The organism is Bradyrhizobium sp. Arg816 (assembly GCF_029989365.1).
In the GTDB taxonomy this organism is placed as follows: Bacteria; Pseudomonadota; Alphaproteobacteria; order Rhizobiales; family Xanthobacteraceae; genus Bradyrhizobium.
On record NZ_JAPRAQ010000011.1, the window covers coordinates 18,081 to 39,782 of the forward strand.

General features: G+C 63.8%; 19 protein-coding genes. 14 read left to right on the plus strand and 5 right to left on the minus strand.

The window, feature by feature from the left end; all coding sequences use genetic code 11:
* Positions 1-10: 10 nt before the first annotated feature.
* The 3 genes from OWC48_RS25540 to ugpB all read right to left on the minus strand — a co-directional run bounded on the left by OWC48_RS25540 (position 11) and on the right by ugpB (position 4,141).
* Positions 11-1,633 carry an ABC transporter substrate-binding protein gene (locus tag OWC48_RS25540; RefSeq protein WP_282522442.1) on the minus strand — a complete coding sequence of 541 codons (1,623 nt, stop codon included), beginning with the start codon at positions 1,631-1,633 and terminating at the stop codon, positions 11-13.
* Between the two features lie 246 nt (positions 1,634-1,879).
* Positions 1,880-2,830, minus strand: a complete 951-nt coding sequence (locus OWC48_RS25545) for a phosphotransferase (RefSeq protein ID WP_282522443.1) — start codon at positions 2,828-2,830, stop codon at positions 1,880-1,882.
* A 6-nt stretch (positions 2,831-2,836) separates the two neighbouring features.
* A complete protein-coding gene (ugpB, locus tag OWC48_RS25550) occupies positions 2,837-4,141 on the minus strand; it encodes a sn-glycerol-3-phosphate ABC transporter substrate-binding protein UgpB (protein ID WP_282522638.1) in 1,305 nt (434 codons plus the stop codon).
* A 222-nt stretch (positions 4,142-4,363) separates the two neighbouring features.
* Here ugpB and OWC48_RS25555 point away from each other — a divergent pair, with 222 nt between their 5' ends.
* The 12 genes from OWC48_RS25555 to OWC48_RS25610 all read left to right on the plus strand — a co-directional run bounded on the left by OWC48_RS25555 (position 4,364) and on the right by OWC48_RS25610 (position 18,221).
* A complete protein-coding gene (locus OWC48_RS25555; protein WP_282522444.1) occupies positions 4,364-5,359 on the plus strand; it encodes a TRAP transporter substrate-binding protein in 996 nt (331 codons plus the stop codon).
* Between the two features lie 83 nt (positions 5,360-5,442).
* Positions 5,443-7,443 (plus strand): ATP-binding protein, encoded by a 2,001-nt coding sequence (locus OWC48_RS25560; RefSeq protein ID WP_223154137.1) that lies wholly within the window; start codon positions 5,443-5,445, stop codon positions 7,441-7,443.
* The gene (locus OWC48_RS25565; RefSeq protein WP_282522445.1) at positions 7,413-9,158 is read left to right on the plus strand and encodes a DUF3369 domain-containing protein; all 1,746 of its coding nucleotides are present in this window, start codon (positions 7,413-7,415) and stop codon (positions 9,156-9,158) included. Before OWC48_RS25560 ends, OWC48_RS25565 begins: the two co-directional genes overlap by 31 nt.
* Before the next feature lie 24 nt (positions 9,159-9,182).
* Entirely contained in the window at positions 9,183-9,914 is a 732-nt protein-coding gene (locus tag OWC48_RS25570) for a response regulator (RefSeq protein WP_041957018.1), read from the plus strand.
* Between the two features lie 416 nt (positions 9,915-10,330).
* Positions 10,331-10,942: a sigma-70 family RNA polymerase sigma factor gene (locus OWC48_RS25575; protein WP_028151983.1), complete on the plus strand. Its 612-nt coding sequence runs from the start codon at positions 10,331-10,333 to the stop codon at positions 10,940-10,942.
* 548 nt (positions 10,943-11,490) lie between these two features.
* A complete protein-coding gene (locus tag OWC48_RS25580) occupies positions 11,491-12,189 on the plus strand; it encodes a cytochrome c biogenesis CcdA family protein (RefSeq protein WP_282522446.1) in 699 nt (232 codons plus the stop codon).
* 31 nt (positions 12,190-12,220) lie between these two features.
* Positions 12,221-12,784, plus strand: a complete 564-nt coding sequence (locus OWC48_RS25585; protein WP_282522447.1) for a thioredoxin family protein — start codon at positions 12,221-12,223, stop codon at positions 12,782-12,784.
* A 303-nt stretch (positions 12,785-13,087) separates the two neighbouring features.
* The gene (locus OWC48_RS25590; RefSeq protein ID WP_282522448.1) at positions 13,088-13,990 is read left to right on the plus strand and encodes a hypothetical protein; all 903 of its coding nucleotides are present in this window, start codon (positions 13,088-13,090) and stop codon (positions 13,988-13,990) included.
* 315 nt (positions 13,991-14,305) lie between these two features.
* On the plus strand, positions 14,306-15,034 hold the full coding sequence (locus OWC48_RS25595) for a LuxR family transcriptional regulator (RefSeq protein WP_282522449.1): 729 nt from the start codon (positions 14,306-14,308) through the stop codon (positions 15,032-15,034).
* A 98-nt stretch (positions 15,035-15,132) separates the two neighbouring features.
* Positions 15,133-16,107, plus strand: coding sequence for a hypothetical protein (locus OWC48_RS25600; RefSeq protein WP_282522450.1), 975 nt, complete (start codon positions 15,133-15,135; stop codon positions 16,105-16,107).
* Positions 16,108-16,534: 427 nt separating this feature from the next.
* A complete protein-coding gene (locus OWC48_RS25605) occupies positions 16,535-17,128 on the plus strand; it encodes a L,D-transpeptidase (RefSeq protein ID WP_282522451.1) in 594 nt (197 codons plus the stop codon).
* 55 nt (positions 17,129-17,183) lie between these two features.
* The gene (locus OWC48_RS25610) at positions 17,184-18,221 is read left to right on the plus strand and encodes an amino acid ABC transporter substrate-binding protein (protein WP_282522639.1); all 1,038 of its coding nucleotides are present in this window, start codon (positions 17,184-17,186) and stop codon (positions 18,219-18,221) included.
* Between the two features lie 275 nt (positions 18,222-18,496).
* On the opposite strand, the gene OWC48_RS25615 is transcribed toward OWC48_RS25610, so the two are convergent.
* On the minus strand, positions 18,497-19,636 hold the full coding sequence (locus tag OWC48_RS25615) for an acyl-CoA dehydrogenase family protein (RefSeq protein ID WP_282522452.1): 1,140 nt from the start codon (positions 19,634-19,636) through the stop codon (positions 18,497-18,499).
* Positions 19,637-19,729: 93 nt separating this feature from the next.
* Positions 19,730-20,929: an acyl-CoA dehydrogenase family protein gene (locus OWC48_RS25620; protein WP_282522453.1), complete on the minus strand. Its 1,200-nt coding sequence runs from the start codon at positions 20,927-20,929 to the stop codon at positions 19,730-19,732.
* Here OWC48_RS25620 and OWC48_RS25625 point away from each other — a divergent pair.
* The gene (locus OWC48_RS25625) at positions 20,928-21,056 is read left to right on the plus strand and encodes a hypothetical protein (protein WP_282522454.1); all 129 of its coding nucleotides are present in this window, start codon (positions 20,928-20,930) and stop codon (positions 21,054-21,056) included. The two genes, OWC48_RS25620 and OWC48_RS25625, sit on opposite strands and share 2 nt — an antisense overlap.
* Positions 21,057-21,075: 19 nt before the next feature.
* A complete protein-coding gene (locus tag OWC48_RS25630) occupies positions 21,076-21,621 on the plus strand; it encodes a carboxymuconolactone decarboxylase family protein (protein WP_282522455.1) in 546 nt (181 codons plus the stop codon).
* Positions 21,622-21,702 lie beyond the last annotated feature (81 nt).

A 21,702-nucleotide genomic window follows, 5' to 3' on the forward strand; every position in this document is an offset into this window, starting at 1 on the left:
TCATGACGGCTCACCCCTTCACCAGCGCGCGGTAATCCAGCCTCCGGTGGAACCAGTATTGGTAGCCGCTGATGTTCTTCTGCATCGCGACGTTGACGAAGGGCTGGTACAGCGGGATGCGCGGGATGTCGGTGAAAGCGAGATCGACAAAACCCTTCACATCGGCATCGTAGGCCGCAGTGTCGCCGGTCGCAGCCGCCGTGCGCGCGCCGTCGATCAGTCTGTCCATCTCCGCCGACTTGTAGCTCATGGTGTTGAAGACGGAATTATTGCCGTGATAGCACCAGTAGAAGAAGTATTCGGGGTAATCGAGCCAGCCCGAGAACACGTTGGTGAAGAGCGGCATCTCCTTCTTGTTCAGCTCGGTGCGCCAGTTGGCGCCGGGCACCTTGTTGATGGTGGTCTTGATGCCGATCTGCGCCAAGCTCTCCTGCACCAGCACGCAGAGCGGCTCGTTGACGCCGGCGAAATTGAGATCGAAGGAGATCGTGGTCTCGAAGCCGTTGGCGAGGCCTGCCTCCACCATCAGCGCTTTCGCCTTCTCGATGTCGGTGTTGTATTTGTGCGGCTGCGGCCAGGCGACTTCGGTCGACTTGTCCTTGGGCGCGCCGAACATCGGGTTCGCGAGGCCGAACATCACCGCGTCCATGATCTTCTGATAGGGCAGTGCATAGGCCACCGCCTGGCGGACCTTGGGATTGTCGAACGGCGGCTTGGTGACGTTCATGCCGATATACTGGATGCCGTTGGAGAACGGCAGCGACACGACGTTGAGCTTGCCGTTCGCCTTCATCTCCTGAAAGTCCTTGTTGGGCAGCTCATAGGAGATATCGGCGTCGCCCCGCTCCAGCAGCGCGCGGCGGTTGCCGGCCTGCGGCACCATGCGCCAGATCACGCGCTTGATCTTCGGCAGCGGACCGCAGACCCAATCCTCGTTGCGCTCCATGATGACTTCGGTGCCGGCGGTCCACTTCGTCACCTTGTAGGCGCCGGAGCCCGCGGTCTGCTGCTTGGTGAATTCGAGACCCCAGGGGTCCTTCTCACTGGCGTTCTTCTTCACCAGCTCGGAGTTGACGATGCAGGGCACGATCACCGCGAGATCGGGGATCGTCAGCCTGTCCTTCTTCAGGAAGTCGACGCGCACGGTGTGGTCGTCGATCACGACGAACTGCTCGGGCTTTGTGAGAGAGCCCGCGCTCATCTGGAAAGTCGGGAAGCCGCCGACGCTGACGGCGCGGTCGAGCGACCACTTTACGTCCTTGGCGGTAACGGGCGTGCCGTCGTGGAATTTGGCGTTCTTGCGCAGCTTGAAGGTGACCGACATGTCGTCGATCTTCATGTCCTCGGCGAGCTCACCCTTGAACTTGTCGCGGTCGTAATAGGGCACGCCGCCGGGGCCGACCTTCATCTCGTGGCTGATCAGGCGGTCGTAGCAATTCCAAGACACTTCATAGCCGGGCACGTTGGTGCCGACGCCGTGGATGTCGAGATTGTTCGGGCCGCCTTCCGAGACGATCAGCAGCGTCTCCGAGCGCGCATCGGCGTAGGCGGACGAGATCACCTGTGGCATCGCCGGAAGCGCCGCGCCTGCGGCCAATCCGGACACGGACTTGAGGAAATCGCGGCGCTTCATGGAAAATGCTCCAACGCAAAAGTTTCTGGTTGGAACAGGGATTCGCAAGGTTCGTGCCAGCGCTTAACGAGGCTTTAATTTCCACATAAGGCACTGATTCTGAATAATATTTTTGACATTTCGGCGATCGATCGCGCTTCGGGCAGACCGGTCAATTGCATACAAAGGTGCGATTATGCTCCAAAAATAGGCTGAAAGATTGAGCGCCGCCGGATTGAGCAGGCCGTCGCAGATGGCCTGGGCGGTTCAGCCCGGCCAGATCAGATCCTGGAGTTCGACGAGATCGTTCGCCCTGTCCTGCCAGCCCTCGATACAGACGTGGCTGTTGAGGTCGCTGGCGCGGTGCAGCAGCATCAGCGCCATCAGCCGGCGCTTGAGCGCATAGTCCAGCTTCGCATAGCCAAAGCCCTCGAGCAGGCTGCGCACCCTCCCCGGCCGTCCGGCCGCCATGAAGGCGCTGGGGCCGAGCAGGTCGTAATCGCGCCATCCTGCGAGCACGTCGCCGAAGTCAAACAGGCCGGCGAGCGACCAGTTGCCGTCGTCGCAGGCGAGCAGGAAATTCTGGGGGATATATTCGCCCACCAGGATCACCGGCGGCGCATCCATTGGAATCAGCTCGGCTGCATCGCGCAGGAGATCGTCGAGGCCTTCGAGGAATTTCGGCGCAAGGCCAAGCCGCGTGTGCCGCGCCTTGCATCCCTCCATCTGGGCACGCATGAAGTCGTCCCAGCGCGGTTCGATCTTTGCGAGCGGCCCAAGCGGCGCGTGCTGCACGGCGGCGATGGTCTCGCCGATCTGGCGCAGCAGGCGCTCTTTCTGGTCTTCCGCCAGCTGCGGCCACACCTCCGAGCCGAGCGTGCCGGCAAGGCGCGTGATGATGAGGTAAGGCCAGCCGTCGCGCTCACCCTCCGCGACGATCTCCGGGATCGGCAGATGAAGGCGGCCGGCAAGCTGCGCCAGCGACCCGCGTTCGGAGACGAATTGCGCGCGCAAGAGCGGCGGGAAGATTTTCAGGATCAGCCGGTCATCGAGGCCGACGACGAGATTGGTGCCTGTTACAAACACGTGCGGCGAACTGGCATCGAGACCGTGGCTGCGCGCGACGTCTATCGCAATTCCCAGCCATTGCCGTGGATCAGAGCGAAAGACGCGAAAGCTGTCCGCATCGGCGAAAGCCGGCAACACGGCAGTTGTCATGGGCCGCTACCGGTCCGGGCTGGCGCGCTCGAACTGGCGCAGCAGCTTGTTGCCGCGCTCGACCGCGGCATCGAGCGCAGCCTGCGCGCCCTTCTGGCCGGTAAAGGCCTGCTCCAGCTCGTCCTCGATGGCGCCGCGGATCAGCACGAACGAGCCGAGCCGGATGCCCTTCGAGTTCTCCGTCGGCTGATGCAGCGTGATCTCCTCGAACGAGATCGCGGAGCCCGGATTGCGCTCGTAAAAACCCTGCGCGCGCGTCAGCTCGAAGGCGGCGCGAGTGATCGGCAGATAGCCGGTGTTCTGGTGCCAGGCGGCCTGCACGCCGGGCTGCGACAGATAGGCGAAGAACCGCGCCACGCCCTTGTATTCCTGGCGCGGGCGGTCGCGCAGCACCCACAGCGTGGCGCCGCCGATGATCGAGTTCTGCGGCGCGTTCTTTACATCGGGCCAGTACGGCATCATGCCGTAGCCGATATCGAATTTCGAATTCGCCTTGATGTCGGCCCGCGTCGCCGAGGAGCCGATGAAGATGCCGCATTCGCCCTTCTGGAAGCGCGGCTCGGCCGACTGCCCGCGGCCGCCGTAATCGAACACCTTGCCCTTCTGCCACTCGGCGAGCTGGGCGATGTGTTGCACGACGACCGGGTTGTTGATGGTCAGCTCGGCATCCAGCCCCGCAAAGCCATTGGTCCGCGTCGCGAGCGGCAGATTGTGGAAGGCGGAGAAATTCTCGATGTGGATCCAGGACGGCCAGGAGGTGGTGAAGCCGCAAGCCGCGCCGCGGTCGCGCAGGCGTTTTGCGGCAAGCCCAAGCTCGGGCCATGTCTTCGGCGGCGTCTCCGGATCGAGGCCCGCGTCGCGGAACATGGTCTTGTTGTAATAGAGGATCGGCGTCGAGGAATTGAACGGGAAGGACAACAGATTGCCGGCCGCATCGGTGTAATAGCCGGAGACGGCGGGAAGGTAATCATCCAGCGAGAACGGCTCCTTCATGTCCCGCATCATGTTGAACACGGGATAGATCGCGCCCTTGGCCGCGGTCATGGTGGCGGTGGCGACCTCGTTGACCTGGACGATCGCCGGCTGGCTGCGCGAGCGGAAGGCGAAGATCGCCGCCGTCACGGTCTCGGTGTAATTGCCCTTGTAAGCAGGCACGATGCGGTAATCGGACTGCGAGGCGTTGAAATCGGCGGCGAGCTTCTCGAGCTGCCGGCCGAGCTCGCCGGACATGGCGTGCCACAGCGCGATGTCGGTGGCGGCGCGCGCCTGAAGAGGCATTGCGAGGACGATGAAAGCGGCGAGGATCCGCAAAAGACGCGATGCTGAAATCACGATGGCTCTTCCCGTGGCGCGCGGCAAAAGGCGACCATACCTGCTTAAGGCGCGGCATTTCCCGTTTCAACCGGGAATGAACGGCGGCCGCGCCGCACAATCGCCCCGCCGGGTGCGGCGGGATGGCCTTCCCTTAACCATCTGCTAGATTGCATTGAACCTTTTGGCTTCGCCATAGACTCCACCACTGAGGGGTTGAGTGTGCCAGTGCTGAACCGTGCCGAACTCTCGCGGACCGGGGTGATCTTCGTTGCGCTTCTGCTCGCGGTATGCGCGACGGGCGCAGCTGCGCGCGAATTCCGCGCCGCCGACACCCAGACCGAGGACTACCCGACCGTCCAGGCGCTACGCTACATGGGCGCGCTGATCGCCGAGCGCACCGGCGGCCGGCACGAGATCAAGGTGTTCCACTCCCGTCAGCTCGGCGAAGAGAAGGAGACCATCGAACAGACCAGGGTCGGCGCGATCGACCTCAACCGGACCAATGTGGCGCTGATCGGCAACTTCGTCCCGGCGATGAACGTGCTCGCCATGCCGTTCCTGTTCCGGTCCATCGAGCACATGCAGAGGGTGCTGGACGGGCCGATCGGCAGCGAGATCCTCGGCAGTTTCGAGCCCTACGGCTTCGTCGGGCTCGCCTTCTACGATTCCGGCGCGCGGTCGATCTACAACGGCGTCCGTCCGATACGGAGTGTCGCCGACCTCAGGGGATTGCGGATCCGGGTGCAGCAGTCGGAGTTGATGAGCGAGATGATCCGCTCGCTCGGCGCCGAGCCGGTCGAGATGCCCTACGGACAGGTGCTCACCGGACTTGCCAACCATCTGATCGACGGCGCCGAAAACAACTGGCCATCCTTCGTGACGACAGACCATTACAAACATGCTGGCCACCTCGCGCTCACCGAGCACACGATGAGCCCGGAAGTGCTGGTGATCTCGCTGAAGGCCTGGAAAAGCCTGTCGGCGGACGACCAGCAGATATTCCGCGAGGCCGCGGCTCGCTCCAGCCGGTTCATGCGCGAGAAGTGGCGCGACCTCGAGGAGCAGTCGCAGCACAAGGCTGAAGCCGCCGGCATCACCGTCGTCAAGGACATCGACCGCAAGCCGTTCGAGGAGGCGATGGCTGCGATCTACGCCAAGGCTGGGCGCGATCCCGCCGCGGCCGCGCTGATCGAACGCATTCGCAAGGTGGAGTGAGCCGCTTGGCTGCACTTGGACACAGCGAGCACGCAGACAGGCCGCCCGGCCCGCTCGGGCGGCTGCGCGCGCGTCTGGTCGGCATGCTCCGCGCGGTGCCGATCCGCTGGCGCATCCTGTCGATCGCGGCGCTGAACTCGGCCGTGGTCGTGGTGCTGGTGGGGCTGATCTGGAACGGCACGCAGGTGCTGGGCTCGGCCTGGGGCGACGTCCGCCAGGTGCGCGAGTCCGACCGCATCCTGGCGCTGCTCGAAAGCGAGACCGGGCGCCTGCACAATCTGATCCACCGCTACATCAACCAGCCGAGCCCGGACCTGTTCGCCGAGATCCTGCTGCTGCGCGAGGCGGTGCTGGGCACGCTGACCGACCGTGCCGCCAAGGACCCGATGCTGTCGGGCTCGGTCGAGGAGCTGGAGCGCACCACCGACCGCTTCCTCAACGGCTTCGGCGAGCTGCGTAGCGTGCAGGCGACCATCGCCAAGACCTATGAGGAGCAGGTGCAGGGCCCGGCCCGGGACATGGCCGGTCTCTATTCCATCATCGAAGGCGCCACCGGCCACCGCGACGCGCTGATCTGGCCCTCGCTCGGCAAGTCCCGCGAGGCCTTTACCGCGATGCTGGTGGCCGCCAACTCCTACTATCTGTCGCTGTCGCCTGGTGCCGCCGACGACGCGCGCCGCAACACCGAGACGATCGAGAAGACCATTCCGGTCATGATCGATCTCGCCGACAACGACCTGCAGCGCATGGCGCTGCAGCGGCTCGGGACCCGCACCATGGCGCTACGCGAGGGTTTCGCAAAACTCTCCGAGCAGCTGACGAGCCGCACCGAATTGCTGCGCAACACCATCGACGCCAGCCAGGCCGAGGCGATCGGCGCCATCGACGACCTCTCCACCAAGATGCGCCAGCGCGAGCAGAAGGCGCAGGAGACGTTTGATCGTACCCTGGCCGATATCTCGCGGCGGGTGCTGTCGATCGCGGTGATCTTCCTCGGCATCATCCTCACCGCGGGCGTGCTGATCGCGCTGTCGATCCGCCTGCCGCTGCAGCAGATCATGACCGCGATGCGCGCGATCACGCTCGGCGACCTCGACCGCGAGGTGCAGGGCACCAAGGCACGCGACGAGGTCGGCGCCATGGCGCGCGCGGTCGAGGTGTTCCGCGAGAACGCGATCGCGAAGCGCGAGACCGAGGACGAGCTGCGCGCGTCCAAGGAGAAGGCCGAGAGCGCGCTGCTCGAGCTCAACACCGCGCAGCAGAATTTGATCGACGCCGAACGGCTGGCGGCGCTGGGCGGCCTCGTCGCCGGCGTCGCGCACGAGGTCAACAACCCGATCGGCATCAGCCTGACCGTCGCTTCCAGCTTCGCCCGGCGCACTGAGATCTTCGAGGCCCAGCTCAAGGGCGACGGCGGCCTGCGCCGCTCGCAGCTGGAGGAGTTCGTGCAGTCCTCGCGCGACGCCTCGCAGCAGCTCGTCGCCAACCTCACCCGCGCCGGCGAGCTGATCCAGTCGTTCAAGCAGGTCGCGGTCGACCGCTCGCACGCCGAGCGGCGGCAGTTCTCACTCAGCGAAGCTACCGACCAGATCATCGCCAGCCTGCGTCCGGTCCTGAAGCGCTCGCCGATCACGCTCCAGGCCGACGTGCCCGAGGGGCTCCTGCTCGACGGCTATCCCGGCTCCTACGGCCAGATCCTGACCAACCTCTTCCTCAACGCCGCCAACCACGCCTTTGCCGACGGCCGCGCCGGCACGATCACGATCTCGGCGCGGCCGCGCGGGACCGACGACATCGAGATCATCTTCGCCGATGACGGGGCCGGCATGACCCCCGACGTGCAGCGCCAAGCCTTTGACCCATTCTTTACCACCCGGCGCAATGAAGGTGGTACGGGACTCGGGCTTCATATCGTCTATAACCTTGTCACCCAGCAGCTCGGCGGGCGCATGATGCTGGAATCCAAGCTGGGACAAGGCACTACTTTTCGCATTATCATGCCCCGGGTCGCCAAGGGCGGCGCGCAAAGCACAGAGACTGACGGGACTTCTCAATGGCCGAACAGGACGATGTCCTCCACCTGATCGACGATACCGGTACCGCACCGGAGGACCAGAACGCACGGAAGTGGAAGATCGCCGTCATCGACGACGATCCGGCCGTGCATGACGGCACCCGCTTCGCGCTGTCCGACTACAGCCTCAACGGCCAGGGTCTTGAGATCCTCTCCGCGCATTCCGCGGCGGAAGGTCGCAAGCTGATGGCCGCGCATGGCGACATCGCCGCCGTGCTGCTCGACGTCATCATGGAGACCGATGTCGCCGGCCTCGAGCTGGTCGAGTTCATCCGCAACGAGCTCAGGAACGAGACCGTGCGCATCATCCTGCGCACCGGACAGCCCGGCCAGGCGCCGGAGCGGCGCGTGATCGTGCAGTACGACATCAACGACTACAAGGCCAAGACCGAGCTCACCGCCGACAAGCTGTTCACCTCGCTGACCGCGGCGCTGCGCTCCTATCAGCAGCTCGAGCGCATGGTGCAGACGCGGCGCGGGCTCGAGATCATCATCGACGCCGCCTCGACGCTGTACGACTTCAAGTCGATGCAACGGCTCGCCGAGGGCGTGCTGACCCAGCTCGCCTCGCTGCTCAATGTCGATTGCGCCGGCATACTGGTGCTGCGAGACAATGGCGGCGTGGACCCCGAGCTCTCCGTGCTCGCCGGCAGCGGCTGCTACAGCCGCTTCATCGGCACGACCTCGTCGAAGGCGCTCGACCCCGATCTGCGGACGATGGTGGAGGCCGCGTTTCAGGGCCGCAAGAACGAATTCGCCGACCACCGCAGCGTGATCTATCTGCGGACCGGCTCCGGTCGCGAGGTGGTGGTGCTGCTGCAGGCCGAGCGCGAGCTGTCCGAGACCGACCGCTCGCTGGTCGAGATCTTCTCCAGCCGGCTCTCCATCGCCTTCGACAACGTCATCCTCTACCAGCAGCTCCAGGACGCCAACACGCAGCTGGAGGACCGTGTCGCCCAGCGCACCCGCGCGCTGATGCAGGCCAACCGCCGCCTCTCTGCGCAATGGCTGCGGCTGCAGCGCGCCAACGGCTTCAAGAACGAGATTCTGGGCACCGTCGCGCATGACCTCAAGAACCCGCTCGGCGTCATCCTCGGCCGTACCGAGATGCTGAAGGAGCTGATTTCGACCGGCGCCTCGTCCGACGGCGTGGTCGCCCAGGTCGATCACATCCGCGATGCGACGAAGCGCCTGACCACGATGGTCGATCATCTGATCTCGGACGCAATGGCCGATGCCTTCGACATCACCATCCGCCGCGAGCCGGTCGACGTCGCGGCCCTGGTGAAAGAGGTGGCCGACGCCAACCATCCGCTCGCGGTCAACAAGCAGCAGGCGATCAGCGTCACGGCGCCGCCCAACATCGTCACCATGTGCGACACCGACCGCATCCGCGAGGCGATCGACAATCTGATCAGCAACGCCATCAAATACTCACCGATCGGCGGCAAGATCATCGTCGCCGTCACCCATGAGGCCAATGATACCGTCGTCCGCGTCAGCGACGAGGGCGCCGGCCTGTCGCCGGAGGATCTCGGCCGCCTGTTCGGCCGGTTCCAGCGGCTGTCGGCCAAACCGACCGCGGGCGAGAGCTCGACGGGGCTTGGGCTTTCCATCGTCAAGCGTATTATCGACATGCATGGCGGCGAGGTGACGGCCGAGAGCGACGGTCCCGGCAAGGGATCGACCTTCACCATCACCCTGCCCGCGACCGAGTTGCCGTGATTCGAGTACCGAGATCTGAGTGATATGACCCAAAGCCAGCACATCATGATCGTCGACGACGAGGCCCCGGCCCGGGAGATGGTCGGCGATTACCTCAAGATGCACGGCTTCACCGTGACGCTGTGCGACGGCGGCAAGAGCTTGCGCACCGCGATCGACGGCAGCATGCCGGACCTCGTCGTGCTCGACCTCAACATGCCCGAGGAAGACGGCCTCTCGATCATCCGCGACCTCAAGAGCCGCATCAACGTGCCCGTGATCATGCTGACGGCGACCGCGAGCCCGATCGACCGCGTCGTCGGTCTCGAGCTCGGCGCCGACGATTACGTGGCAAAGCCGTGCGAGCTGCGCGAGCTGATGGCGCGCATCCGCTCGGTGTTGCGGCGGAGCACGCCGGTGAAGGCGGTCGAGACCGCGCCCGCCAAATCGGACAAGGATCAACTGGTGCGCTTTGGCACCAAATGGCTCGACCTCGAAGCGCAGGCCTTGCGCGACGACGAAGGCAACGAGCATCCGCTCACCGCCTCCGAGTTCGGGCTGCTGAAAGTGTTCGCGGCCAATCCGAAGCGCGTGCTGTCGCGCGAACGCCTGCTCGAACTGGCCAATGCGCGCGACGCCGAAGCCTTCGACCGCGCCGTGGACCTGCGCATCATGCGCATCCGCCGCAAGATCGAGCCCGACCCGACCAAGCCAGCCGTGATCCGCACCATCCGCGGCGGCGGCTATCTGTTCTCGCCCGCGGGCGAGAAGGCGTAAGGCGGCCGAGCACGCGGTGCCGTAGGGTGGGCAAAGCGAAGCGTGCCCACCATTCTCTCCATGGCGAAAAGAACGTGGGCACGGCGCTTTGCGCCTTTGCCCACCCTACGAGATCGTCGTCCTGGCTGCGCGCGCCCCACGACGACAGTACTGGGCGTCGCGCGGCCGAACGCAATCCCCCGAAATACGTTCCCGGCGCCACCGTCCGCGTCAAAATCCCCACCCCCGTATTTTCCGTACATTGAAATTCCACGGCTTTTCGCCCCGAATGTTTCGTCGCGGCCTGTCCGACGAAACAATTTGGCGGCGCACGAAACCATTTTCCGCTTTTGGTGCAGACGTCCCGAAACGTTCGCTGATTAACACTTTGGTCCAAGGAAACGCCGCTCGGTTGCGGCGCTACGGGGAGCAAGTCAATGCCGAACGTCATCGCCATCAACGCCCAAGCCAGCCAGAGCATCATTGCCGCTCAGGCGACCTCGGACGACATGCTTCTTGAAAGCATTGCCGACGGCAACCGGACGTCGATGCACATCCTCTATTGCCGGCACAATGTGCGGGTTTATCGCTTCATCCTGCGCATTGTGCGTGACGCGACCACGGCGGAAGACCTCGTCAGCCAGGTGTTCCTCGACGTGTGGCGCACCGCAGGCCAGTTCCAGGGCCGCTCGCAGGTCTCGACCTGGCTGCTCTCGATCGCGCGCTTCAAGGCGCTGACCGCGATGCGCCAGCGCCGCTTCGAAGACATCGACCAAGACGACGTGCGCCAGATTCCCGACGATGCCGAGACGCCCGAGACCTCGCTCGACCGCAACGACACCAGCGCCATCCTGCGCGCCTGCGTGCAAAAACTGTCGCCCGCGCATCGCGAGATCATCAACCTCGTCTACTACCATGAGAAGTCGGTGGAGGAGGTCGGTCAGATCATCGGTATCCCGCAGAGCACGGTGAAGACCCGGATGTTCTATGCCCGCAAGCAACTGGCCGATTTGCTTAAGGGCGCCGGCGTCGACCGTTTCGCCGCATAAGGCCAAGGATTTCAATGGGATAGGACCGGACTTTCGGCCCTGCCCTCGGACACGGAAGTGTTACCGCCGACGAAACAATTGAAACAAAGCACAACATCACGCGGAAAAACTTCCCTCCTATAAAGCTCACATACGGTTTCGTTAAACCTCCCAAGACCTCCAGCGACCCGGACGGGATGCCCCCCTTCCGGGTCGTTTTGTGTTTGGGGATGGCTGAGGTCCCGCTTCCTGCTGGAGTGAGGTAGGCACCACTCTCTCATTCCCTCCCCCCTTGCGGGGGAGGGGCAGGGAGAGGGGTACCGCACGGGGGCTCTCTCGATTTGTGCGTACCGCGATCGCGTAGACCATTTCCCGGGGCCACCCCTCTCCCCCGCCCTCCCCCGCAAGGGGGGAGGGAGCGCACCGTCGCCGTGGCCGACTGGGTTGCCTCGCAATGCCGCCCGGTACGCCCCACACCAGGCAGCCGCCCCCTCACGAAGGCGTGACGCCACGTAACAACGCGTGCATCCATCCCGAACTGCCCTCGTGACCTCCTTCACGAGTACCCGATGCTCGAACTTGTCTTCGCCGTCCTTGCCGGCATCCTGACCATCGCCGCGCCCTGCACGCTGCCGATGCTGCCGATCCTGCTCGGCGCCTCGATCGGGCGGGTGGGGCACTTGCGGCCCGCGATGATCGCGCTCGGCTTCGTCGTCTCGTTCTCGGCGACCGCGCTGCTGTTGGGTGCGATCACGCAGGCATTCGATTTCGATCCGAACGTGCTGCGCGAGGCCGCGTCGATCCTGCTGCTCGGCTTCGGCTTGCTGATGCTGTGGCCGGCGCCGTTCGAATGGCTGTCGATCCGGCTCAACGGCTGGCTCGATCTCGGCAATTCCGGCGCCGTGCAGCGCGAGGGCGCGCTCGGCGGCCTCGTGCTCGGCACCACGCTCGGCCTGGTCTGGACGCCCTGCGCCGGTCCCGTGCTCGGTTCGATCCTGACGCTGGTCGCGACGTCGAAGAACGCCAGCTGGGCCGGCGTGCTGTTGATTGCCTATGCCATCGGCGCAGCGATCCCGATGCTCGCGATCGCCTATGGCGGACAGGCCGCGACCACGCGGGTCCGCAGCCTCGCGCGGATCTCGCCGCGGCTGCAGCAGGGCTTTGGTGTCGTCGTGATCGCCTTCGCGGTCGCGGCCTATTTCCAATACGACACGCTGATCGTGGCGTGGCTCACCGGATTCTATCCCACCGGCCAGATCGGCCTGTGATCATCCCTCATCTTCACCGGAGGACGCTTCCATGACTTTCAAACTGCTCGCTGTCTCCACCGCATTGATCGGCATGGCCGTGACAGGCGCCGTCATCCCCGGCATCTGCGACGAGGCCGCGCGTGCCACCCCTGTCGTCACCGCCGCCGCAAGCCAGCAGGCCGCCCCTGATTTCACCGGCATCAACAATTGGTTCAACTCGAAACCGCTCAACATCGCCGACCTCCGCGGCAAGGTCGTGCTGGTCGACTTCTGGACCTATGGCTGCGTCAACTGCGTCAACACGCTGCCGCACGTCACCGATCTCTACGCCAAGTACAAGGACAAGGGCCTCGTCGTGGTCGGCGTGCACACGCCGGAATTCCCGTTCGAGCGCTCCGCCGCCAACGTGCAGGCCGCACTGAAGCGCCACGGCATCACCTATCCGGTGGCGCAGGACAATGATTCCAAGACCTGGAACGCCTACCAGAACCAATATTGGCCGGCGCAATATATCATCGACCAGAACGGCAAGATCGTGTTCCAGCACGAGGGCGAAGGCCGTTACGATGAGATCGACCGCACCGTGGCAAAGCTGCTGAACGCCAATAGCTGAGGCCGCATGCTGCACGAGCGACTCGATTTCGGCGCCGTCGTCGATTTCCAACAGCGGCAGCACCACTCTGTTCAACGGAACGACGACAGCGTCATCCACGCTTTGTAACGTGCAATACCACGTGCTCCAGAGCGGCACTTGGCACGGCTGTCAGTCCCAGATGTCTGCCAGCAGTTCGGGGGGCCTTTAACTGAAAATTAGCCATTCCGGCCAGGATGCTTGTGTTTCTATAGATTGCTGAACGCGCTCGACATGGCATTCTTGGCGCAAGATCGCGAGGGCATTCAGGGAAAGTTCGGCCCCATGAGCACCATTGCCACCACAAACGTTTCAACAAACGACGCGCTGCTTTCACTAATAAGGTCTGCATCCGCCGGCAGTTCCGGCGGAGCTTCAATCGCATCGGCTGGTGCTGCTCGTTTTCCATCCGACCGCGTCGAACTCTCGGATCGTGCTCAACAAATTCTCGAACGAAACAGGGCTGATCAGACGGCCGCAGACAAGCTCACCCAATTGATCCAAGATTTGAGAAGTCGGGGCTCCAAGGGCAAGACCACAACCTATTCCGACTTGGCGAAGATTTCCGGACCAGCAGATGCTTCGACGACCGGAGATAAGACGGTCGATGCGGTCAAGGCGATGGCAAAGATGCCGGAATTTCGTTCAGCAGTGAACGGTCGCGCCGACGATACCGTTCGGGCGCTCGTGCGTGATGGCAAGGTCCCGCAATTGCCCCTTCACCTGACTGATGCTCAGGCGGCGCAGCTCAGCGAGAAGGAGTTGAACCTTTTTGAGATCGTTCAGGGTGTGCAGGGCCTTTACGATGCGATGCCCAAAAGTCTCGACGACGCACTTTCTCAGCACGTGAAGCAGGTGATCGACGGGTATCCGGACATGATCAACCAGATGAAAGCCGACATTGCCGCAGGAAAGCTCCCTGGTGAATACGGGGAGAAACAAGTGAGCCGCTACGAGTCGGAGCTTGCAGCCGCGCGGGGCGGCACGATGAAGATTTCCGCCGAGACTGACACACGTCTGGTTAGGGGCAAATCCGAGTTCACAATGCAGCGCGACGCGATTGGATACAGCGGTCGGGGTCAGACGACGACGACTTCAGACTGGAATGCGATCATCAAAAAATATGGGACCGAGAATATTCAAATCGGATCGGGCCCTTATACGCCTGGATGGGTGATTACCTGGTAGCTTGTTCTTGATCGGATCTTGGCACGCGACTGGCCGTTCGTTGTGATCACTGCTCCACCGGCCATCGCGATGCCTGGGGCGGTGAGAATCCAGGCGATGTAGCTCGCGGCCCAATACGCAACAGCTATGATTTGAAAACCTCGCTATGCTGCAGCTTACGCAACCTCCCCTTCTGCGTTTGAAATTGCAGCGAATCGCCTAGAATCTGCCTCTCCTCGATGCCCTCGAAGCGCAGTCAACTGGCAAATTGACCACACCGATCCGGGCGGTGCCCCGTGCTTAAATAGTGCCCAGGCCCATGTGATTCGGTGGTGAATGGAACTTGAGCCGGCCCTAACGGCGATCGACCGCGCAAAGAATATCGCGGACCTGTCGGATGTGCTGAATCACTGGCGCGACGAAAGCGGCCTCGCGCATCTCGCCTATCATGCCATCCATGTCCCGACTTGCGACAAACCCAACCCCGTGTTGCTGCTCACCTATGACACAGCTTGGGTCGATCGCTACATCACCCAAGATTACTTTCAGATTGATCCCGTGGTCGCCGCGGGCCGGAAGAGCGACCTGCCAGTTGACTGGTTGAGGGTCGATCACGAAACGCCCGCAGCGAAGCACTTCTTCGCTGAAGCCGAGAGCCATGGCGTTGGCCGACACGGCTTCACAATGCCGATCCGAGGCCCGTTCGGGGAACGCGGCCTTTTCACGATCACCTCAAACGAAAGCGACGAATATTGGCACCGCTGGCGCTATGCGCACCTGCGCGACTACGCGCTCCTTGCCCACTTCCTCCACGACAGGGCCATTACGCTCGCCGGCCTTCGTTACACGCCAAGACCACGGGCCCTCTCGCGCCGCGAGCAGCAATGCCTCAAGCACCTCGCAAATGGCGACACTCCTCAGCAAATCGCAGGGCTGCTGAATATCTCCGCCGCGGCCGTCCACCTGTACCTGCGATCGGCGCGGGACAAACTCGAATGCAAAACCATCGAGCACGCCGTCGCAAAGGCCGTCTGCCTCGACTTCGTGCAGTATGGCGGAGCCTGAACGCCAATAGTTGATGCCGCATGCAGCGGCTTTCCGATGTCGCTTGACTCCACGGACCCGTCCGTGGAGTTTCGCGCCGACGAAATCAGCCGCCCACAATGGACGACGCGACCACCAGCACCGACATTCGCCTTCGCGAAGGCGCCTCGATCGCGCAGCGGCTGGTCATGTCCGGCTTCGCGGCCGCCGTGGCGCTGTGCTTCACGCCGGGCCTGTTCACGCACGACATTTTGGAAGTGATCGTCTCGGTGGCCGCGCTCTTCGTGGGAGCAGCGTTCGTCGTCGGCATCATGCTGGCGCCTGCGGTGGTGTGGATCATCACGCCGAACGAGATCCTGATCGGGCAACAGCGCCCGTTCGGAAAACTCCGGACCAGGATCGTCGCGAAAGACGACATCAGGGGACTACAGGTTCCCGGCAGCAAGCGGGCAAAAGCCCGTTTCCAGCTGGCCTTCACGTTGGCCTCGGGGGAGCGCCTGACGTCGCCGCCGATCTCGGACGTCACCCATGTACGCGACACCGTGGCGCGGATCGCCGCGCAGTTCGATGTCCCCGACGTCGAGTCACCCGTCAATCCGCTCGATGCCAGCAATCCCGAGATGCGTCTCGGCGAGCCGCTCGAGGCGTTTTCCGCGCGGGACATCAGGATCGTCGCGCTGATCGCCGTCGCCTTGTCCGCCGTTCCCTACGCCTACAAGCTCTGGCGTGGATGGCCGCCAAGCCATGTCGACATCCTGCTGCTGCCGCTCGGCGCGCTCGCCGCATTCGCGGTTTACAGATACGCCAACCTCGTGACCGGCGCGTTCTGGATCATCCGCGAGAGCGATATCCGCGTCGAGCGCCTGTGGGGCGACGGCACGCCGCGCGCCGACCATATCGAGGGCCACGACGTGAAGACGATCACCGTCGACCGCCGCGGCCGGTCCGAGGACGAGCACTGCATCGTCACGATCCGGTTGCGCTCGGGGCGCCGCTTTCGCAGCCCACGAATCGGGTCGCGGATCGAGGCCCGCGCGGTGGCGACCGAAATCGTCCGGCGGCTCGGGATCGCGCCGGAGAACAACAAGATTTAGCTCTCCCCCCTTGCGGCGTTGCGATCGCATTTCAAGGTGAGCTGACAAAGTCGCCTGCGGCCATCCTTCGAGACGCCCGCCTCCGGCGGGCCCTCAGGATGAGGACGGAGTGCGTGGCGGCAATTGCGACGGGCACCGATGCGTCTTCGCCGCATCCTGAGGAGACCGCGAAAAGCGGTCGTCTCGAAGGACGAGGCGCGAACTCAGGCCGCCGCCAAGCAAGCGGGGGAAGGAGCGCACCGGCCTTTGCGGCCGCGATCTAGGCTTTTCGCGCCATCCCCCGTTTGTGGCATTGCGAAGTGCCCGTCAAAAAACCAAAGCATTCTCGTGACATACCAGCCGGGCGCGCCATCAACTTGCCATGAACATGCCCCTGAGATTTGATGGTTCCGAATGATTTTCGCTGTGGCAGCGGGGAGAGCTTAAAATGACGGATTATCGTCGCCTGACCGGGGCGTTCATCGCGGCGCTGGGCCTGGTCCTGACCACATCATACGCCTCCGCCCAGCAGCCCGACCGCGGCGACGAGCCGGGTCTGGTCGCCGACGACGGCTACCAGCTCGAGCCCGAATGGCAGAAGCAGGTGGTCTACTTCCGCACCACCGAGACGCCGGGCACCATCATCATCTCGACCGCCGAGCGACACCTCTATCTGGTGCAGCCGGGCGGGCGCGCGATCCGCTACGGCATCGGCGTCGGCCGCGATGGTTTCCAATGGCAGGGCCTGGTGAACATCACCAACAAGAAGGAGTGGCCGGACTGGACGCCGCCGCCGGAGATGATCCAGCGCCAGCCCTATCTGCCGCGCTTCATGGCTGGCGGCCCCGGCAATCCGCTCGGCGCCCGCGCCATGTATCTCGGCACCACCGTCTACCGCATCCATGGCACCAATCGTCCCGATACGATCGGCACCAAGGTGTCCTCGGGCTGCTTCCGTCTCGTCAACAATGACGTCGCCGATCTCTACGATCGCGTCCCTGTTGGCACCAAGGTGGTCATCCGGCAGAAGCCCGAACTCTGATCTTCCCCGCCTTAGCGAATAGTCCTTTTCCCGATTTTTTCGAGAGAGCAACATGATGCGCACTTTTCGAGGCGGCCTGCTGATCGGGCTCGCGGTTGCCGTGCTGGTCGGCGTCCTGGCGGTGATCTACGAGTTCTACGATACCCGCACGCTGAAGCGCACCGTGCGCCGTGGCGAGGTGCTGTGCGGCGTCAACAAGGGCCTGCCGGGCTTCTCGATCCCCGACGACAAGGGCAACTGGACCGGCTTCGACGTCGATTTCTGCCGCGCGGTGGCCTCCGCGATCTTCAACGATCCGAACAAGGCGAAGTTCGTTCCGCTCGACGCCGGCGAACGCTTCAAGGAATTGCAGAGCCGGAAAGTGGACATCCTCTCGCGCAACTCGACCTGGAGCATGGCGCGCGAGCTCGACTACGACCTCTATTTCCCGGCGGTCGCCTATTACGACGGCGCAGGCTTTATGCTGCCGCGTTCGCGCAACAAGGAGACGTCGCTGGACCTGACCGGCAGCAAGGTCTGCGTCCAGTCCGGGACCACGACGGCGCTCAACGTCGCCGACTACTTCCGCGCCAACAACATGAAGTATGAAGAGGTGAAGTTCGACAAGCTGGACGACGTCGTGAAAGCCTACGACACCGGCAAGTGCGACACGCTCTCCGCCGATGTCTCCCAGCTCTATGCGCTCAGGCTGAACCTCGGCAAGCCCGGCGACCACATGATCCTGCCGGACATGATCTCCAAGGAGCCGCTCGCACCCGTGGTGCGCCAGCGCGACGACGACTGGATGATGATCGTGAAGTGGACGCTCTACGCGATGATCAACGCCGAAGAGCTCGGCGTGACCTCGGAGAACATCGACGAGGCCCTGAAGTCGAAGAAGCCGGAAGTGATGCGCCTGGTCGGCACCGAGGGCAATTACGGCGAGCAGCTCGGCCTCACCAAGGACTGGGTCGTCCGCATCATCCGCAACGTCGGCAATTACGGCGAGATGTACGAGCGCAACATCGGCGAGAAGTCCAAGCTGAAGATCCCGCGCGGCATGAACCAGCTGTGGAATGCCGGCGGCGTGCAGTACGCACCGCCGGTGCGGTAAGGACGGTCTAACCGCCGTCATTGCGAGCGAAGCGAAGCAATCCAGAATCCCTCCGCGGAAACAGTCTGGATTGCTTCGTCGCTTCGCTTCTCGCAATGACGAGATTGGGGCACGAGCTTTCTCCACCTTCTCAACTGTCATCGCCCGGCTTGACCGGGCGATCCAGTATTCCGAGACGTCAATCGTATGCGGACAGGCCGCGGCGTACTGGGTCGCCCGGTCAAGCCGGGCGACGACACCGCGTGTGAGGCGCGCCCCTCGCGCCTCTCCTCAACTCAATACCCCCGCGCCCTTGCCAGCTGCTCGGTGTGGTAACTCGCATCACCGAACAACTCCTCGCACACGCGTGCGCGCTTCATGAAGAAGCCGATGTCGAACTGGTCGGTCATGCCCATGCCGCCATGCATCTGCACGCCCTCCTGCACCGCGCGCGTGGCGGTGGTGCCGGCGCGGGCTTTTGCCACGGCGACGCTTGATGCGGCCTTGGCGACGTCGGCATCCAGTGCCTGGAGCGCCTTCATCGTGGCGGCGCGGGTGATCTCGATGTCGACATAGAGCTCGGCGGCGCGGTGTTGGAGTGCCTGGAATTCGCCGATCAGCTTGCCGAACTGCTTTCTATTCTTGAGGTACTCGACGGTGCGGTTGAAGACTTCTTCGCTCAAGCCCACCATTTCGGCGGCGACCGCGCCGCGGCCGATGTCGAGCACGCCGTCGAGCAGCGCTGCGCCCTGATCGACCTCGCCGAGCACGCTATCGGCGTTGACCTCGACATTGGCAAGCTCGATCCGCGCCGCGTTGTGCGCATCGACCATGATGGTGCGCTCGATCGCAACGCCCTTGGCCTTGGGATTGACCAGGAACAGCGTCAGCCCTTCACGCTCGCCGGCGGCGCCAGCGGTACGCGCCGCGACGATGAAGAGGTCGGCAACGTGACCGTCGATGACCAGCGCCTTGGCGCCGGAGAGCTTGAAGCCGTTGCCGGCGCGCACCGCCTGGAGGCTGGTCTGGAGCGGGCGATGCTTGGCGCCTTCGTCGATCGCGAGCGTCGCGAGCAGCGAGCCGTTGGAGATTTTCGGCAGGTGCTCCGACTTCTGCGCGGCATTGCCGCCGCGGTTCAGCGCGGAGGCTGCGACGACGCTGGTGGCGAGGAACGGCGACGGCATCAAGGTGCGGCCGATCTCCTCCATCACGACACCGGCCTCCATGAAGCCAAGACCGCTGCCGCCGAACTCTTCCGGCACCAAGAGGCCGGCAAAGCCCATCTCGGCTAAGGAATGCCACAGCTCCTTGGAGAAGCCGGTCGGGTCCTTGGCGTCGCGTAGGGATCGCAGGTGCGACACCGGCGCCTTGTCGCTGATCAGCCCGCGCGCTGAGTCGCGGAGCATCGATTGTTCTTCGGTGAGGACGAGGGCCATGTGCGTGTTTCCGATTCGAAGATCTATTTTGGTTCGTCATTCCGGGATGCGCCGTAGGCGCAGGCCCGGAATGACGTGCGGTTGCAGCGTGCCTCACGCCCCCGGCAAATCCAGGATGCGCTTGGCGACGATGCCGAGCATCACCTCAGTCGTGCCGCCCTCGATCGAGTTGGCCTTGGTGCGCAGCCAGGCGCGCGGGCGAGCGCCCTGCCTGGAGCGCTCGCTCTCCCATTCCAGCGCGTTGACGCCACCGGCCGACATCAGGATCTCGTGGCGGCGCTTGTTGAGCTCGGTGCCGTAATATTTCATCGCGGACGAGAACGCCGGATGCGCCTGGCCGGCCTTGGCGAGATCGACCGCGCGTTCGGCGCAAGCGGCGAGCGCGGCCTCGTCGACGTCGAAGCTCGCGATCCGGCCGCGCAGCATGGAATCGTCGAGCTTGCCTTGTGCATCGGTGCCGACGGAATCCGCCGCGATCTGGCCGAGCGGCCGGCCGACGCCGCGCTCGCCCATGCCTGATATCATCGCGCGCTCATGCTGGAGCAGATATTTTGCCACGTCCCAACCGCGGTTGACGGTGCCGACCACATGCGACTTCGGCACGCGGACACCGTCGAAGAAGGTTTCGCAGAACGGCGAATAGCCGGAGATCAAAAGGATCGGCTTGGTCGTCACACCCTTCGAGGCCATGTCGAACAGGATGAAGCTGATGCCGTCGTGCTTCTTCGCCGTGGGATCGGTGCGCACCAGGCAGAAGATCCAGTCGGCGTAATTGGCATAGGAGGTCCAGATCTTCGAGCCCGTGATGACGAAATCGTCGCCGTCGCTCTCGGCGCGGGTCTGGAGCGAGGCGAGATCGGAGCCGGCGTTCGGTTCGGAATAGCCCTGGCACCAGCGGATCAGGCCGGCCGCAATCTTCGGCAGGTGCTCCTTCTTCTGCGCCTCGTTGCCGTATTTGAGCAGCGCCGGCCCCAGCATCCAGATGCCGAAGCTCGACAGCGGCGGACGCGCGCCCATCTTCGCCATCTCGGCGCGCAGCACCTTGTGCTCGGCAGCGCTGAGGCCACCGCCGCCATATTCCCTGGGCCAATCAGGCACGGTCCAGCCCTTGTCGCGCATGCGCTCGAACCAGATGCGCTGTGGCTCGGAGGCGAATTTCGTATTGCGCCCGCCCCAGAACACGTCGGTATCAGAGGTCACGGGCTTGCGCATCTCCGGCGGGCAGTTGGCTTCCAGCCAGGCGCGCGTTTGCTCGCGGAATTGCTCAAGATCGGCGGCTTCAGATTCGCTCATGGTCGTTTCCATCAATCAAAAAGACTTGTTGGGCGCGACTCTGGGCCATCGCACCGTGGAATTCAACCACTTCCGTGGCGCGCATGCCGCGCCGCATTCGGCTATAGTCGATGGCATGGCCGCTTGAAAACAAAGAGGAAACGAGAATGCGCCTGAAACTTCTTTCGCCTGGCGAAATGAACGAGAGCCAGCGGCAGACCTATGACGAGTCGATTGCCGGCAAGCGCGGCAAGCCGCCGGCGCCGATGATGGCCTGGCTCAACAGCCCCGACATGGCCCGTCACGCCACGCGGCTCGGCGAGGTGCTGCGCTACGACACGATATTCCCCGCCAAGCTTTCGGAGATCGCGATCCTGGTGACGGCGCGGCACTGGACCGCGCATTACGAATGGTACGCGCATAAGCGCCTGGCGCTCCAGGGCGGCATGGACCCTGAGATCATTGACGCGATCCGCGACCGCCGCACGCCTGTCTTCGACGATCCCAAGGGCAAGATGATCTACGACGTCGCGAAGTCGCTGCATGAAGGCCATGGCGTCGAGAAGGGCCTCTACGATGCGGCCGTTGCGCTGCTCGGCGAGCGCGGCGTCGTCGAGGTGATCGGGCTGTGCGGCTATTACACAATGGTGTCGATGACGCTGAACACGTTCGAGTTCGAGCTGCCCGAAGGCGAGGTGCCGGAGCTCTCATAGTTTCGTATCCGGAAACGATGGGTTTCAGGACAGGCAGGTAGCACTGCCCCGGAGCCGGCCTTATCTGGAGTTGGTCAACGG